The organism is Paraburkholderia sartisoli, from assembly GCF_900107685.1.
Taxonomy (GTDB): domain Bacteria; phylum Pseudomonadota; class Gammaproteobacteria; order Burkholderiales; family Burkholderiaceae; genus Paraburkholderia; species Paraburkholderia sartisoli.
Genome location: NZ_FNRQ01000013.1, coordinates 38,420 through 53,569 on the forward strand (window position 1 = coordinate 38,420; position 15,150 = coordinate 53,569).

At 64.0% G+C, this 15,150-nt stretch carries 12 protein-coding genes; 4 read left to right on the top strand and 8 right to left on the bottom strand.

Annotated features, from left to right (window positions below; translation table 11 throughout):
* Positions 1 to 80: 80 nt before the first annotated feature.
* From BLV45_RS25645 to BLV45_RS25655, 3 genes are read right to left on the bottom strand one after another with little or no spacing between them, the layout of a single operon-like run.
* Positions 81 to 971 carry a transglutaminase family protein gene (locus tag BLV45_RS25645; protein WP_090537931.1) on the bottom strand — a complete coding sequence of 297 codons (891 nt, stop codon included), beginning with the start codon at positions 969 to 971 and terminating at the stop codon, positions 81 to 83.
* On the bottom strand, positions 968 to 3,553 hold the full coding sequence (locus BLV45_RS25650) for a circularly permuted type 2 ATP-grasp protein (RefSeq protein WP_090537933.1): 2,586 nt from the start codon (positions 3,551 to 3,553) through the stop codon (positions 968 to 970). Before BLV45_RS25650 ends, BLV45_RS25645 begins: the two co-directional genes overlap by 4 nt.
* Positions 3,554 to 3,579: 26 nt before the next feature.
* Positions 3,580 to 7,086, bottom strand: a complete 3,507-nt coding sequence (locus BLV45_RS25655) for a transglutaminase family protein (protein ID WP_090537935.1) — start codon at positions 7,084 to 7,086, stop codon at positions 3,580 to 3,582.
* 305 nt (positions 7,087 to 7,391) lie between these two features.
* Between BLV45_RS25655 and BLV45_RS25660 the strand changes: the two genes are divergently transcribed.
* On the top strand, positions 7,392 to 8,462 hold the full coding sequence (locus BLV45_RS25660) for a zinc-binding metallopeptidase family protein (protein ID WP_090537937.1): 1,071 nt from the start codon (positions 7,392 to 7,394) through the stop codon (positions 8,460 to 8,462).
* A 93-nt stretch (positions 8,463 to 8,555) separates the two neighbouring features.
* On the opposite strand, the gene BLV45_RS25665 is transcribed toward BLV45_RS25660, so the two are convergent.
* Positions 8,556 to 8,966, bottom strand: coding sequence for a phasin family protein (locus tag BLV45_RS25665; RefSeq protein WP_090537939.1), 411 nt, complete (start codon positions 8,964 to 8,966; stop codon positions 8,556 to 8,558).
* 317 nt (positions 8,967 to 9,283) lie between these two features.
* Between BLV45_RS25665 and BLV45_RS25670 the strand changes: the two genes are divergently transcribed.
* The gene (locus BLV45_RS25670; RefSeq protein WP_245753558.1) at positions 9,284 to 10,714 is read left to right on the top strand and encodes a cytochrome P450; all 1,431 of its coding nucleotides are present in this window, start codon (positions 9,284 to 9,286) and stop codon (positions 10,712 to 10,714) included.
* A 34-nt stretch (positions 10,715 to 10,748) separates the two neighbouring features.
* Here BLV45_RS25670 and BLV45_RS25675 read toward each other — a convergent pair whose 3' ends face one another.
* Positions 10,749 to 11,285, bottom strand: a complete 537-nt coding sequence (locus tag BLV45_RS25675) for a carboxymuconolactone decarboxylase family protein (protein ID WP_090537944.1) — start codon at positions 11,283 to 11,285, stop codon at positions 10,749 to 10,751.
* A 152-nt stretch (positions 11,286 to 11,437) separates the two neighbouring features.
* Entirely contained in the window at positions 11,438 to 11,749 is a 312-nt protein-coding gene (locus BLV45_RS25680) for a hypothetical protein (RefSeq protein ID WP_090537946.1), read from the bottom strand.
* Between the two features lie 273 nt (positions 11,750 to 12,022).
* Between BLV45_RS25680 and BLV45_RS25685 the strand changes: the two genes are divergently transcribed.
* Complete coding sequence (locus BLV45_RS25685; protein WP_090537949.1) at positions 12,023 to 12,646, top strand: ABC transporter ATP-binding protein; 624 nt, start codon at positions 12,023 to 12,025, stop codon at positions 12,644 to 12,646.
* Positions 12,647 to 12,652: 6 nt separating this feature from the next.
* On the opposite strand, the gene cynR is transcribed toward BLV45_RS25685, so the two are convergent.
* Positions 12,653 to 13,567 (bottom strand): transcriptional regulator CynR, encoded by a 915-nt coding sequence (gene cynR / locus BLV45_RS25690; protein ID WP_245753559.1) that lies wholly within the window; start codon positions 13,565 to 13,567, stop codon positions 12,653 to 12,655.
* Positions 13,568 to 13,666: 99 nt separating this feature from the next.
* Between cynR and BLV45_RS25695 the strand changes: the two genes are divergently transcribed.
* On the top strand, positions 13,667 to 13,879 hold the full coding sequence (locus BLV45_RS25695; protein WP_090537953.1) for a hypothetical protein: 213 nt from the start codon (positions 13,667 to 13,669) through the stop codon (positions 13,877 to 13,879).
* Positions 13,880 to 14,059: 180 nt separating this feature from the next.
* Here BLV45_RS25695 and BLV45_RS25700 read toward each other — a convergent pair whose 3' ends face one another.
* Positions 14,060 to 15,145: a LacI family DNA-binding transcriptional regulator gene (locus BLV45_RS25700; RefSeq protein ID WP_245753562.1), complete on the bottom strand. Its 1,086-nt coding sequence runs from the start codon at positions 15,143 to 15,145 to the stop codon at positions 14,060 to 14,062.
* Between the last annotated feature and the right edge of the window lie 5 nt (positions 15,146 to 15,150).

A 15,150-nucleotide genomic window follows, 5' to 3' on the forward strand; every position in this document is an offset into this window, starting at 1 on the left:
TGCATACGCACACTGTCAAGTTTTTTGCTGCGGTTTTTTGTTGCCGGACGGATGACCGGCGCAGGTGTGTCCCCGTACGCTCAAAGCGCGAGCACGCTCACGCCCACCTCGACGCGGTGCGCGCCGCCGCCAAGAATCATGCCGCGCAACAGCGACACGTCGCTGTAGTCGCGGCCCGTTGCCAGCGTCACGTGATCGGTGTCGGCGAGCACGTCGTTGGTCGGATCGAGATCGATCCAGCCGCTGCCCGGGCAATGGACCGACACCCACGCGTGCGACGCATCCGCGCCGATCAGCCGTGCCTGTCCGGGCGGCGGGTCGTTGCGCAGATAACCGCTGACGTAACGCGCGGGCAACCCCAGTGAGCGCAGGCAACCGATCATCACCTGCGCGAAATCCTGGCACACGCCGCGCCTCAATTCGAACGCGCGTTCGGCGGGCGTATCGAACATCGTCGCCGACGGGGTGTATTCGAAGTCCGCGTGAATGCGATGCATCAGGTCGACCGCGCCCGCCGCGACCGGCATGCCCGGCGGAAAACTCCGCCGTGCGTATTCGCGCAGCGCGGGGCGCGGCACGATATTCGGCGAAGCGAAGCAGAACTCCGTCTCCGGCCTGAACGTCCCGCCGACGCTAAAGTGCAGCGCGCCGGCAACCGCGTCCCACGCAGGCGTCGATTGCGGATCGAGCGACGTCCAGCGCGGCGTCAGCTGCACCGTCGTTTCGCTCACGAGCTGCAGCCGTTCGTGCGGGGTGTCGAGCGCGAAATACAGTACGTCGTTGCCGAACGCATCGATGCGGCTATGCGCATACGAAGGCGTCGGCTCGATGCGTTCGGTGTGGTTCACCACGCGCTGCCACGCACACGCGAGCGGCCGGATGGTCGCCAGGTGCTGCGCCGTTTCGACCAGCGTCGAATAGCGATACGTGGTGCGATGCGACACCGACAGCACGGTATGCCCCGCCGTCATGACGACACCCGCAACGCGAGCGTATTCGCGTGGCTGAAATAACGCGCGCTGATTTCATTGGCTGCGAGCGCGACCAGCGCATTCAGTTCACTGCACACTTCGATGAGTTCGGTATGGACGCCATCCGCACCGGTTGCGCACAGGCGTTCGAGAGACGGCAAGGATTCGACGGAGCGCATCAGGCCGGAAAACGTCGCATGGCGCGAACTGCCGGCGGCGACGGTGATCTCGTCGAGCTTGCGGCACAGGCGTTCATAGACGCCGTACAGGCCGCGCGGATTGGTAGGCTCGACCACCAGCAGGTCGAGCAGCGCGGGCACCTCGAAGCGGCCCGGATACAGCGAGCGATACGTCAGCGTGCTGTCGAAAAGCTGCAGCAGCAGATCGAAGCCGGCCGGCGTCGCGAGCTGGCACCCTCCGGCGACGACGCGCAGATACGCAGTCATCGCCGACACACGCTCGATATGACGCCCGACGAACAGCAGGCGCCACGCTTCGTCGCGGGTCATCCGGTCGCCCTGTGCGCCGCTGATCGCGAGGAGCTGCGTCGATAGATGTTCCAGTGCATTGATCAGCGTGACGCGGTCGTAGCGGTCGTGTCGCGCGGGCACGGGCGACGAAGGCGTCAGCACGGTCAGCGCGTCGCGGAAATCGTTGCGCGCGGCCACAATCGTGCGCCAGTGGTCGCCCGAAAGACGGCCGCGAATCTCGCCGCTCGCGCGCGCCTGCGAGGCCAGGTTCTGGCCGATGCTGGCCGCGCCCGTGTGCTCGTTGAGGTTGGCCACCAGCGTGCGTTCGAACGTCTGCGGCGATGGCTCCGCGAGCATGTCGACCTGCGGCACGAGGCCGTTCTGCAGCGCCAGTTCGACGAGCGTCGAGAACATCGCGTCGCTATCGCTGTTTTCCAGTGAGCCGAGAATCAGGCGCAGGAGGCGCACGTTGTTTTCGGCGCGCTCGCCGTAGCGGCCGGACCAGAACAGGTTCTCCGCCGCGCGGCTGGAAACGGTGCGATGCTTGCGCGCGAGGTCACCGGGTTTGAGCGGCGAAGGCAGCAGCGAAAACGTGGAGTGCGGTTGGCTCGACAGCACCCACGTATCGACGCTGCTGCCGCCGAACTGCATCGACACCGTGCTTTGCCGTTCAGCCGCGAGACGCGTGAAGCCGCCTGGCATCACGTGCCAGCCGCCGTTGAAATCGGCGATCGCGAAGAGGCGCAGCACCGAAGGCCGGTTGCCGATCATGCGCGCTTCATGGCGCGGCGTGCAGGAATACGGCAGCGGCTGCTGGACCGTGAACGCGTCCGGCATCGTTTCGATGCGCGCGCGCCAGGCGTCAAGGCGCTGTACGCCGGCCGCCATGCCGGGCGCGCCGTCGCGCTGCGATTCGGGCCACGTCGGCACGAGGAACGCCGAATCCTGTCGCGCGAACGCGTTCGCGCGCGCGGCGTCTTCACCGCACCACCACGTCGGCACGTCGGGCAACTCGAGCGGCTCGTCGAGCAGCGCGTCCGCGATGCCCGCCATGAAGCCGTGCAATGCGGGCGACTCCGCGAAACCCGCACCGGGCACGTTCGAGACCACCACGTTGCCCGCCCGCATCACCTGAAGCAGGCCGGGCACGCCGATCGTCGAATCGGCGCGCAGCTCGACCGGATCGCAGAACGCGTCGTCGAGGCGGCGCAGCACGACATGCACGCGCTCCAGTCCCGCAAGCGTCTTCAGATACAGCATGTCGCCGCGCACCGTGAGGTCCTTGCCCTCGACCAGCGTCACGCCAAGATAGCGCGCGAGGAACGTGTGCTCGAAGTAGGTTTCGCTATAGGGCCCAGGCGTGAGCAGCGCGATATGCGGCGCTTCGTCCCGCGCGCCGCGCATCGTCGCGCGGGCCAGTTGCGCGAGCGTGGCGACCAGCTGCGAGAACGACGCAGCCAGACGGCTCACGCGCATCGCCCGGAACGGATCGGTGAAGAGGCTCGCGACGATCATCCGGTTTTCGAGCGCATAGCCGAGGCCGGATGGCGCCTCGGTGCGGTGCGCCATCACCGTCCAGCGGCCGTTCGGAGCGCGCGCGAGGTCGATGGCGACGAGCTGCAGATACTGGCCGCCAGGCGGCACGTAATCCTTCACCGCGCGCAGATAACCCGGATGACCGAATACCAGCGCGGGCGGCAGCAGGCCGCGCTGCAACAACGTCTGTTGACCGTACACGTCCGCGACGATCGCATTCAGCAGATGCGCGCGCTGCTTCACGCCGCGCTCGATTCCGGCCCATTCCGCTTCGTCGATCAGGAACGGCAGCAGGTCCAGCGACCACGGACGCGACTCGCCGTTGTCGGCGTACACGTTGTAGCTGATGTCGTTGTCGCGGATCTGCCGGGCGATCGACGCGGCGTCCTGATCGAGACCGGCGATACCGTCTTCGCCCAGCAGCTCGAAAAACCGGCGCCACGGCTCACGCAGCACACCCGACGCGTCGCGCATCTCGTCCCAGTGTCCTTCGCGAACGGGCAACGCGCGCAGGACCGCGAGCGCGTCGGCGAGGCCCGCGTTCGGCTCGAAGGGAAAAGTCGATTGAAAGGCCAAGATCGTGTCGCGTGTTGTTTTTCAGGTCACCAGTAGCGTAGATCCAGCGTGAAGGGAAATTCCAGGCTGTGCCGCGGCGCTTCGACAGAAAGCGGCCCAGGTGTGTGGCCGGTCGTGAAGAAGCGCGCGCGCCGCCGGCTCTCGGCCTCGTACGCGTTCACCGGGAACGTCTGGTAATTGCGTCCACCCGGATGAGCCACATGATACTGGCAACCGCCCATTGAGTGCCCCGTCCATGTGTCGACGATGTCGAACGTGAGCGGCGCGTCGACGCCGATCGTCGGATGCAGCGCCGATGGCTGCGACCACGCGCGAAAACGCACGCCCGCCACGTGTTCGCTGACGCGGCCCGTTGGTTGCATCGGCAACGGCACGCCGTTCACCGTGATCACGTGGCGGTTTTCGTTGAGGCCGAGCGCGCACACCTCGATGCGTTCCACCGACGAATCGACGTAACGCACCGTGCCGCCCGGCGAGCCTTCTTCGCCCATCACGTGCCACGGCTCCAGCGCGCTGCGAATCGTCAGCGCAATGCCGCTCGTCGCGATTTCGCCCACCAGCGGGAAGCGGAACTCGAAATGCGGCGCGAACCACGCCGTGTCGAAGGCGAAGCCGGCCGCGTCGAGGTCGGCGATCACGTCGTCGAAATCCACCCGCACGAACGTGCCGAGCAGATAACGGTCGTGCAGTTCGGTGCCCCAGCGCGTGAGACGCGTCGTGTACGGCTTGTTCCAGAAGCGCGCGACGAGCGCGCGCAGCAGCAACTGCTGCACGAGGCTCATGTGCGCGTGTGGCGGCATTTCGAAGCCGCGCAGTTCGAGCAGGCCGAGCCGTCCTGTCGGACCATCGGGCGAATACAGCTTGTCGATACAGAACTCGGCGCGGTGCGTGTTGCCGCTCACGTCGATCAGGATGTTGCGCAGCGCACGGTCGACGAGCCACGACGGAAGTTGCCAGCCGTCGCGCCCGCCGAGCCGGTCGATCTGGCGTTGCAGTTCGAGAAACGCGAGTTCCAGCTCATACACCTGGTCGTTGCGCGCTTCGTCGACGCGCGGCGCCTGGCTCGTCGGTCCGATAAAGAGGCCGGAAAACAGGTACGACAGCGAAGGATGGTTGTGCCAGTACGCAATCAGGCTCGCCAGCAGGTCGGGGCGCCGCAGGAACGGACTGTCGGCGGCCGTCGCGCCGCCCAGCACGAGGTGATTGCCGCCGCCGGTGCCGGTATGGCGGCCGTCGAGCATGAATTTCTCGCTCGACAGCCACGTTTCGTGCGCGGACTGATACAGGTATTCGGTGTGATCGACCAATTGCTCCCAGTTCGACGCCGGGTGGATGTTCACTTCGATCACGCCCGGATCGGGCGTCACCTGCAGCATCTTCAGACGCGCGTCGCGCGGCGGTGGGTAGCCCTCGATGATCACCTTCATCTGCAATTCGGCCGCCGTGGCCTCGATTGCGGCGAGCAGGTCGAGATAGTCGTCGAGCGCGCTGAGCGGCGGCATGAAAACGTGCAGCAGCTTGCGGCCGCTGCCGAACTTTTCCGCCTCCACTTTCGGCCCTGCTGCGCGCGCCGGATCGCGCGCCTCGACGCACAGCGCCGTGCGCGAAACCCAGCTAGCGGATTCGCCACGCTCGGGCATGCGCGCCGCGTCGCGGGCCCAGCCGGTCATGTCGCCGTCGCCCGAACCCGCGGCGGGGCCGTTGCCCGGCGAAACGCCGTTGTCCGCGCCAGGTGCGACGGCCGTGGCCGCACGGGTGGACATCACGGGCCTGAACGTCGGGCCTGTCCCGTACTGCATCCGCAACTGCGCCGCCGGACGCAGCGGCGCGAGGGGCGCAAACGGATCCTGCGCGTGCTGCCACGGGTAATCGTTCGACGAAACCCACGGCAGCGATTCGAGCGGCAGCCGGTAGCCCATCGGCGAATCGCCGGGGATCAGGTACATGCGCTCGTCGCGGAAGTACCACGGGCCGCTCACCCACTTCGGTCCGTTCAACGGCAGGTGGCTCGTGCGCGCGAGCGGCAGCACATAACCCGTCACGCTCGACAGCCCGGCATCGAACACGCGACGCAGACGTACACGTTCAAGTTCGTCGTCGAGTTTCGATTCGAACGGATCGACGTTGACCGGCAGACGGCGCTCGCGCCACAGGTAATACCAGATGTCTTCGTAGCCCGGCTGGATGGTCTTCGTATCGAGCGAGAGCTTGCCGGCCAGATGATGGATGAAGCGCTCCGCGTCTTCCGCCGTGTAGTGGTCGAGGCCAGGGTCGGGGCCGGGGTCGCGCTCATCGGCGAACAGCGACGGGTCGTGCCAGCATGGCTCGCCATCGGCACGCCAGTAGAGCGACATCACCCAGCGCGGCAGTTGCTCGCCCGGATACCACTTGCCCTGCCCGACGTGCAGAAAGCCGTTCGCGCCGTAGCGCGCGCGCAACCTGTCCATCAGCGCGACCGCATAACCGCGCTTGGTCGGGCCGAGTGCATCGGTGTTCCATTCGGCCGCGTCGCGATCACGCACGGCGACGAAGGTCGGCTCGCCGCCCATCGTCAGGCGCACGTCCATGTCGGCGAGCTGGCGGTCGACCTGTGCGCCCATCGCCAGCACGTCGGACCACGCTTCTTCCGTATAGGGCTTCGTCACGCGCGGCGTTTCCAGCACGCGCTGGATCGACATCGTGTGCCCGAACTCGACTTCGGATTTTTCGACCGCGCCCGAGACCGGCGCCGCGCTTCCCGGCTCCGGCGTACACGCCACCGGGATGTGGCCTTCGCCCGCCAGCAGCCCGGAGGTCGGATCGAGCCCGATCCAGCCGGCGCCCGGCAGGAACACCTCGCACCACGCGTGCAGGTCGGTGAAGTCGACTTCCGTGCCGCTCGGGCCTTCGAGCGCTTTCGTATCGGGCGCGAGTTGCAGCAGATAGCCGGAAACAAAGCGCGCGGCGAGACCCAGTTGACGCAGTGTTTCCACCAGCAGCCAGCCCGAATCGCGACACGAGCCCGACGCGTTGACGAGCGTTTCCTCGGGCGTCTGAACGCCCGGCTCCATCCGGATCAGATAGCGGATGTCGCGCTGCAGACGCTGGTTCAGCTCGACGAGGAAATCGGCGGTCGCGCGCGGCGTGCGCTCGATGCTCGCGACGAACGCCGCGAAACGCGGCGTCGGTTCGCGCTTGACGCGGTACGGCGCGAGTTCGAGCGCGAGGCCCGGATCGTATTCGAAGGGAAACGTCTCGGCGGAGGGTTCGAGGAAGAAATCGAACGGGTTATAGACGGCCATCTCCGCGACGAAATCGACCGTGACCTTGAACTCGCGCGTCTTCCCGGGAAAAACCAGCCGGGCCTGATAGTTGGCGAACGCGTCCTGCTGCCAGTTCGTGAAGTGCTCTTCTGGCTCGACGCGCATGGAATACGACAGGATGGGCGTCCGGCAGTGCGGCGCCGGCCGCAGGCGCACCACCTGCGGCGAAAGCGCGACCGCACGGTCGTAACGGTAATGTGTGACATGGGTCAACGCGACACGTATAGACACACCGGACTCCTGCGCAAAGGATGGAAGCCGCAAAGATGGCAGGCGCAAAAAGCAAGCTTCATGCCGTTTGTCGTGAGACCTCCCCCGCCTCGCCGGTCAGGGCGGAACGGCTTGCCCCGACCCATCCGGACGCCACGACCGGCGCATTTCCGCTTTACGCACCAAAGCGGCGCAGCGCTCACGCCCCATCATGCACATAATGCGTGAGAAAGAAATGTTCAGCGATACGTCGCGGCACGGGGATTGCGTCGAATGGCGCTGTCAGGTTGACCGCTCCGTCTTCCATTTCCCTGCCTTGAAAACAGATGAAAACCTTCCATTGCAACCGGTGCTCACAGTTCGTGTTCTTCGAGAACGTGCTGTGCGAGCGCTGCAACGCGTTGCTCGGCTATGTGCCCGGGCTGACCGAAATCAGCGCCTTCGAGGACGCGGGCGAAGGTCTGTGGCGCAGCCTGCATCCGCGCGCCGGCGGCGCGTTATACCGCCAGTGCCACAACTTCGCGGTCGAGCAGGTCTGCAACTGGATGATCCCGGCGGATTCCCCCGATACGCTGTGCGCTGCCTGCCAGCTGACCCATACCATTCCCGACCTGAGCGAGCCGGACAACCGGCTGTACTGGTTTCGCCTCGAAACCGCCAAGCGGCGGCTGCTGTACACGCTGGCATCGCTGGGGCTCACGGTCGAATCGCGGCAAAGCGACCCTGTTCATGGCCTCGCGTTCGAGTTTCTCGAAGACGGCGGCGACGGCGCACGGGTCATGACGGGCCACGACAACGGCCTGATCACGCTGAATATCGCCGAAGCCGACGACGCCCATCGCGAGCGCGTGCGCAGCGCGATGGGCGAGCCGTATCGCACGCTGCTCGGGCATTTCCGGCATGAGAGCGGCCATTACTTCTTCGACCGCCTGATCGAAGGCACCCGGTGGGTCGAACCGTATCGCAAGCTGTTCGGCGACGAGCGGGCCGACTACGGCGAAGCGCTCGACGCCTACTATCAGAACGGGCCGCCCGCCGACTGGAACACCGCGTATATCAGCGCGTACGCCACCATGCATCCCTGGGAAGACTGGTCCGAGACGTGGGCGCACTATCTGCTGATCGTCGATGCGCTGGACACGGCCGCTTCGTACGGCCTCGCGCTGCTGCCCGACAGCCCCGACGAACCGACGCTCACCGATGCCACGCCCGTCGAGGACGCCAGCTTCGATAACCTCGTGAAGCGCTGGTTTCCGCTGACAAACGTGCTGAACAGCCTGAACCGGAGCGTCGGCGTGGCGGACGGCTATCCGTTCACGCTGGCGACGCCCGTCATCGACAAGCTGCGCTTTGTGCATCGCGTGATCGCATCGCACGTGGTCAAAGGCGCGCCTTGACCACGTGCGATGCATGCAGGAAAGAGAAAAGCCGCGACAGTCTGCCTGTCGCGGCCTTTCATTGCGTTTCCATGCGATGGCGGATGCGCGCGATTACTTCTTCTGCTGCATCAACGTCCTGAGTTCCTCGACGTTTTCCTCAACGCGCTTCTGGATCACCGCATACGACTCCGCCTGCGACTGATACGCAGCCTGAGCAAGCTGCTGCATGTTCGCGAGCGCCTTGTGCAGCGTTTGCTGCACAAGTTCGGCGGCCTGCGGCGACGGAGCGCCGCCCGAGGAAGCCAGCGCCTGCAATTCGCCCAGCGTCGCGCGCAGCATTTCGCCCTGCTTCTGCGCGAGCGACTGCATGCCCTGAAACGCTGTCTGGTTGGCCGTGACGAGCGCCTCGACGTCCTTGCGCCGCGCTTCCATGATGGCGGGTACGTCGAAGCCGGGCAGCTTGAACTGCTCGAGCATTTTGGTGAATTCGCCAAACGGATTGGCGGCGTCGAATTTTTCCATGCTGGATCCCCTCCCGGGACGTGTGAACATACGGCCGGTGCGCGAAGATTCAACCGAGCCACCCGCGCACAGCAGCCAACCTTTGACATGACATGGCGCGCCACCTCGATATCGCCGGCACCTGTCGGGTAACGGGGACATGCCTGGGGCCACGTCTTGGGATCATGCGCTTTCTGCCTGCATTGCGCCAGCACGCGTTCGCCGCGCACGTGTCCCCGATGCGCCGAAGGTCATCGGCAATCATGGCGCAATGCTCTATTCTCTCTAACTGGAGCGACGCGCCCGATACGCAGGCGCCGCCACGAGAGGGCTACAACATGGATGCAGATGCAGCGAATACCCACGCCACCCGCATGCGCCAGATCGCCGATCTGCCCTGCCCCAAGGGCCTGCCGTTGATCGGCAACCTGCATCAGCTCGCGCCCGCGAAGCTCCATCTGATCCTGGAGCGCTGGGCCGAAGAGTTCGGCACGCCGTTCAGGTTCCAGATAGCGGGCATGCCGGTTACCGTCTGGACCGATACCGAGCTTTGCCAGAGCATCATGCGCGAGCGGCCGCATCGCTATCGCCGGTATGCGACGCTCGAATCGGTGCTGGAGGAAATCGGCTGCAATGGCCTCTTTTCCGCAGAAGGCGCCGCATGGGAACCGCAACGGCGGCTCGTCATGCAGGCGCTGTCGATTCCACATATCAAGGCGTTCTACCCGACGCTGGCCGCGATCACCGAACGCCTGCGCGTGCGCTGGGCTCGCGCGGCTGAACAGGGCAGCGTCGTCGAAATGACAGAAGACCTCAAGCGCTACACGGTGGACGTGACAAGCGCGCTCGCGTTCGGCGAAGACCCGCATACGATCGAAAAAAATCGCGGCGTGATCCAGGAGCACCTCGCGCTGATCTTCCCGATGCTGATGACGCGCATCAACGCGCCCTTCCCGTACTGGCGTTACATCCGCCTGCCGCGCGACAGGCGCGTGGACCGCGCACTGGCCGAGGTGCATCGCTATGTCCGGCAGATGATGGAACGCGCGCGCGCCCATATGCGCGACGATCCGTCGGAGACGCCGCGGCATCTGCTCGAAGCGATGCTGATGATGCGCGACCAGCCCGACTCCGGCATCACCGACGACCAGGTTGCCGCCAACGTGCTCACGTTGCTGCTTGCAGGCGAGGACACCACCGCCAATTCGATTGCATGGGCGCTGCTTTACCTCGCCGACGACAAGCCGCTGCAACAGCGCATGGCCGACGAAGCGCGCGCGGCGCTGGGGGCGTCGCCCATCTGCCCCGACTATGGCGCGTTGAAGTCGCTGGATCTGTTCGAAGCGGTGTGTACCGAAGCAAGCCGCCTGAAACCCGTGGCCGCGATCAATTCGTTCGAGCCGCTGGAAGACGTGTGCCTGCAGGGTGTGTCGCTGCCCGCGGGCAGCAAGCACTTTTTCTTGAACCGGCCCGCGATGCTCGACGCACACAACTTCGCCGAGCCGCTGAAGTTCGACCCGGACCGCTGGCTGCGTCAGCGCGATGCCGCGCACGGCGCGCATGAAATGCGCGCGTACCTGCAGTTTGGCGCGGGGCCGCGCGTGTGCCCCGGACGGCATCTGGCGGGTGTCGAGATGCGGCTCGTGCTGTCGATGCTGATGGCGAATTTCACGGTCCATCTCGCGGTCGACCCGGACACCATCGAAGAAATCTCCGCGTTCACGATGGTGCCCAGTTCGATGCCGGTGAGGCTCGCCGTGCGGCCTTAGTGCTTGCGACCGTTATGCGTCCGTTATGCGTCCGTTATGCGACGGCCGGGAAATCGAGCGTCGTGTCGTTCACGCGGTTCACGAGATTCGTGAAGGTGATCGACGCAACTGTCAGACAGATTTCGATAACCTGACGCTCGCTATAGCCCGCGTCGCGCACGGCGTCGAGTTCGGCAGCCGGCACGGTGCCGCGCGTATCCACCAGCGTGCGAACGAAGTGCACCAGTGCGTCGCGCCTTGCGTCGCCGGTTGCAACGCCCGCACGGACCTGCTTCATCGCTTCCGGCGAGAGGCCCGCGAACTTGCCCATCAGCGTATGAGCGGCGATACAGTAATCACAACCCGCTACTTCGCTGACAGCGAGCCTGATGGTTTCGATGTCGGCCTTTTCGAGGCTGCCATGCGAGATGACGCCGTCGACAGCGAGCATTGCGCCGAGCCCTTCAGGGCTGTGCGTGCCGATGGTGGCGTACGCGTTCGGCACCTTGCCGGCAGCCTTCCTGATCGCGGCGAACAGGTCGGCGGTGGCGCCAGTTGCTTCGTTGGGGTTGATAGCGGAAAGACGTGACATGATCGACTCCTTGAGTGTTGGGTTTTATCTGCTAGCCATGTCGTATGGCATGGGAGTCAGTTTAGGCAGATGAAGTGCGCTTATTAATGCTCCAACACAGCAAATTCATGCTCAATCGTCTCATTCGAGAACGTCGCGCGGGCCAGCTTCATTCATTTCACGCGTCGTCGCGCCTTGAGCCGCGACGCCACCGCAACCAGCACCACGCCCGCAAGAACGATGAGCAGTCGATGCCGCGGGTCGAACGTACCCGTCATCTTCCATTCGAAGAGACCCTGGCCGATGCCCCACAACAGCACCAGCGTGCCGGCGAAATCGATCAACGCAATCCATGTGGGGTTTTGTGCATCCCGAGCGCCCAGCGCCTTGACGTGTCGCATCAGCCTGAACGGAAGCACACACAGAAAATACGTGAGACCGATGAGCAGAAGGGAAGCAAGGGCTAGCTTGATGATCAGCAACATGACGTTGGCGATGTCCAGTACGAACGACTGATTGAGGGCCAGCCCATTCTAGCGGAACAGGCGCGGTATGTGCTTATTGACTTCAGCAGGTCCAGGCCAATGAATTGTGTACGGCGTCTTCAATCGCAGCGCCGGGGGAATCAGGAACGCTTTAGCGCGGCTGTTACACTTGCGCGGGTACGTCCACCACAAAAAACACGCGCCGCTCCAGTGCGAATTGCAATGGACGTCACTCGCGCACGGCAAATTCCCGTCTGACCGACCTCGCCACTCATGCTTCGATTCGAGAACCTCTCCAAGCGCTACGATGCGCGCATCCTCTTTCAGGGTCTGCATTTCAGCGTCGATTCCGGATGCGTCGCGCTGGATGACGAAAGCGGAAGTGGCAAGTCCACGTTGCTGGGCATCCTCGCCGGCACGATCCAGGCCGACAGGGGCGAAGTCTGGGTCGGCGGTCATTCCTTGCGCGACTCGCCCGTCGAGGCGAAATCCGCCATCGCCTATGTCCCCGAAGACTGCATGACGTATCCGGATCAAACCGGGCGGGCGTATCTCGAGGACATTGCTTCGACGCGCAAGACGGCGCTCACCCCCCACGCACTCGAACTCGCTGACCGCTTTGGTCTGACGACGCATCTCGACAAGCGCTTCGAGCAGATGTCGTTTGGCACCCGCAAGAAAATGTTCCTGACAGCGGCCGCTTTGGGCGACGTAAAGGTCGTCGTCGCGGATGAGCCCGTCGGAGGACTCGACGCCGCCGCGCGTGCGGTGTTGATCGACCTCTTCAAGACGCTGTCGAAAAACCGCACGGTCTTCTTCACCAGTTACGACGCGGATTTTTCGCGCGCCTGCGAAGCCAGAACGATCAGCTTCGCGGAACTTGGAAAGAACACCTGACCGGCCTCAACTCGCGGCAGTGGTTAGCGAAGACAGGGCGCCCGTCCCCAGCAACGTTCTGAGCGTGGTGGAAAACGCAGCAGCGGTCGCGGTCTGGTAAGCGCCCTTGCGCCGAAGCAGCGCCACGGTTCGCGACGGAAATTTCGGCTCGATCGTCACGTATTTCAGGTCGCGATGCTCATATTGAAGCGCGCCGGGCAAAAGCGTCGCGACCTTGCCCGTGCGTACGATCTTCAACAGGGCGCTGATCGAATTCGCCTGCATCGCAACGTGTGGCTTGAATCCGTGCGACTCGAAGTAACTGTCGACAAAAAAGCGCGACACGAACTGCCCGCTGAGCAACGCTAGCGGGAGTGTCGCAAGCTTTCTGCCTGTAATGGGTGAACGGTGTTGCGCGACCGGATGATCGTGGCTCACAACCAGCGTGATCTGCTCCTGAAACAGCGCTTCCGATTCGATATCGTCCGAGCGGATGTCCGTGAATCCGATCGCCAGATCGAGGCGGTCATCGCTCAAGCCGCCTTCAATGCCCTCCTGCGACATTTCCGTCATCTCGATCGTGATGTCCGGATACGCCGCATGGAAATGCTCAATGACGGGCGTCACCAGATATTCGGTGAACGTTGGCGTGAACGCGAGCCGCAGATGGCCTCGCGACAGATCGCGCACGTCGTGCAGCGCACGCTGCCCGGCTTCGAGGTCCAGCAGCGCGCGGCGTGCGAATTCGATGTAGGCGCTGCCGAAGTCGGTCAGTTGAACCACCCGGCCACTGCGATCGAACAGCTGGCCGCCGATCTCGCTCTCCAGCTGGCGTATCTGCTGCGACAGCGCGGGCTGCGAAATATGCAGGCTGTCGGCCGCACGCGTGAAGTTGCGATGTTCGGCGACCGCAAGCAGATAGCGAATATGACGGAGTATCACGCGTGTCTCATAAGTTTTAATTATCAAGGTCATTCTAAACCGGTCTTGGACTCTATAGGCGCGGACGACCACAATGAGTCAAAACCGACAGGATTTCATATGCAATTACTTATCGTCGCCGTGATTACCGCGTTGTCTTTTGGTGCGATGACAACGTACCTGATTGCCCAGCTTCTTTCCGAGGACGTCATGTTGAAGAGCGCGCGCCACGGCCGCTACGCGTATCTCGGCGAAGACGACGGAGAAGCAACCTCGTGGCCGGCCCGACATCAGGCGGTCGTGCCGCCGCGGCACGTTCGCGACGCCCGGTAGGCAAACCGCGGCCAGCATGAGCCGGCGCAGCGCGGGGCGCCGGTATTTCGTCCGGGTTCCGGGGATAAGTTAGTTTGTCGAACTACTTAAAGCCCAACGCTTGAACGTGTCAACGTCCATCAGGATGCACGTCACGGATATAAAACCAGATACCAGCTCCTCGCGGAAACCACCGCTCAACTACGGCAAGTTCTCGCGCAGCACGATACTGAAATGAATGGGCTTGACCCCATCTGCGGTGTCGCGTCCTTCGCGCACGTTATTGAAAATCTTGAGACAGTTGCCAACGATCGCCTGAGGCGTCTGGGTGATAAGCGCGTCCATGGTTCCATCGATTAATAGCGCGCGCGTATCGGGCGTGAGGCCGTGTCCGATGAACAGGATCTTCTGCTCGGGCCGGGCTTCCACGATCGCCCTCGCCACGCCCTCGGAGCCGCCACCGCTGTTGTAGATTCCCGCCAGATCGGGATGTTGCGCGAGCAGATTGCGCGTCTGGTCGTAATTGCGCTCACTGTCGTCATGTCCTTCCCTGAGCCCCAGCACGCGCACGTTCGGAAACGAAGATTCAATCAGATGAAGGAAGCCGATCTCCCGCTCCTCATGCCCGCGGTAATTCAGGCTACCCGCCAGCATGGCAATCTTGCCGCATGGACGCGGCCCCAAAAACCGGCCAAGCAACAAAGCCGCTGTACGTCCCGCCGACCGGTTATCGATACCGACATAAGCCAGCCTGCGAGCGTTCGACAGATCCGAAATCATCGTGATCGCGGGCACGCCTTGTGCGGCAAGCGTATCGACGGCGTCGCGCACAAGCGGGTGTTCCAGCGCCATGAACACCACGCCGTCCGCCCGCTGCCCATAGTGTAGAAGGCGATCGGCGAGCTCCGCCGGGTTGAAGCTTTCGACGTAATGCACCCGGCACTTGATGCCCTGAGCCGCCCATTGCGCGTGGGCAAACTCGATGTAGTCGCCCAGCATTCGCAGATAGGGATTCGTCCCGGCCGGCATCAGGAACTCGATGCGCATGGGCTTTGCAGCCTCTCTCGCGGGCTTGCCCGTCTCGATCAGATAACCCGCGTTCGCGGCCGCCTGAAGCACGCGTTGCGCTGTCGCGGGACGCACGCCGTCGCGGCCATTCAACACACGATCGACGGTCGCCGTCGACACACCGGCCGCCCCTGCAATGTCGGCAATTCGCGCACGCGCGTTGAGAAGCGGGCTCGATGACGCGTCAGACATAGGCGTTGAATGCTCCTCGGAAACCATCAAAA

Excerpts from the sequence above, each read along its gene's own strand:
- BLV45_RS25645 (WP_090537931.1), bottom strand. The coding sequence starts at position 971 with ATGACGGCGGGGCATACCGTGCTGTCGGTGTCGCATCGCACCACGTAT.
- BLV45_RS25660 (WP_090537937.1), top strand. The coding sequence starts at position 7,392 with ATGAAAACCTTCCATTGCAACCGGTGCTCACAGTTCGTGTTCTTCGAG.
- BLV45_RS25665 (WP_090537939.1), bottom strand. The coding sequence starts at position 8,966 with ATGGAAAAATTCGACGCCGCCAATCCGTTTGGCGAATTCACCAAAATG.
- BLV45_RS25670 (WP_245753558.1), top strand. The coding sequence starts at position 9,284 with ATGGATGCAGATGCAGCGAATACCCACGCCACCCGCATGCGCCAGATC.
- BLV45_RS25675 (WP_090537944.1), bottom strand. The coding sequence starts at position 11,285 with ATGTCACGTCTTTCCGCTATCAACCCCAACGAAGCAACTGGCGCCACC.
- BLV45_RS25680 (WP_090537946.1), bottom strand. The coding sequence starts at position 11,749 with ATGTTGCTGATCATCAAGCTAGCCCTTGCTTCCCTTCTGCTCATCGGT.
- BLV45_RS25685 (WP_090537949.1), top strand. The coding sequence starts at position 12,023 with ATGCTTCGATTCGAGAACCTCTCCAAGCGCTACGATGCGCGCATCCTC.
- BLV45_RS25695 (WP_090537953.1), top strand. The coding sequence starts at position 13,667 with ATGCAATTACTTATCGTCGCCGTGATTACCGCGTTGTCTTTTGGTGCG.
- BLV45_RS25700 (WP_245753562.1), bottom strand. The coding sequence starts at position 15,145 with ATGGTTTCCGAGGAGCATTCAACGCCTATGTCTGACGCGTCATCGAGC.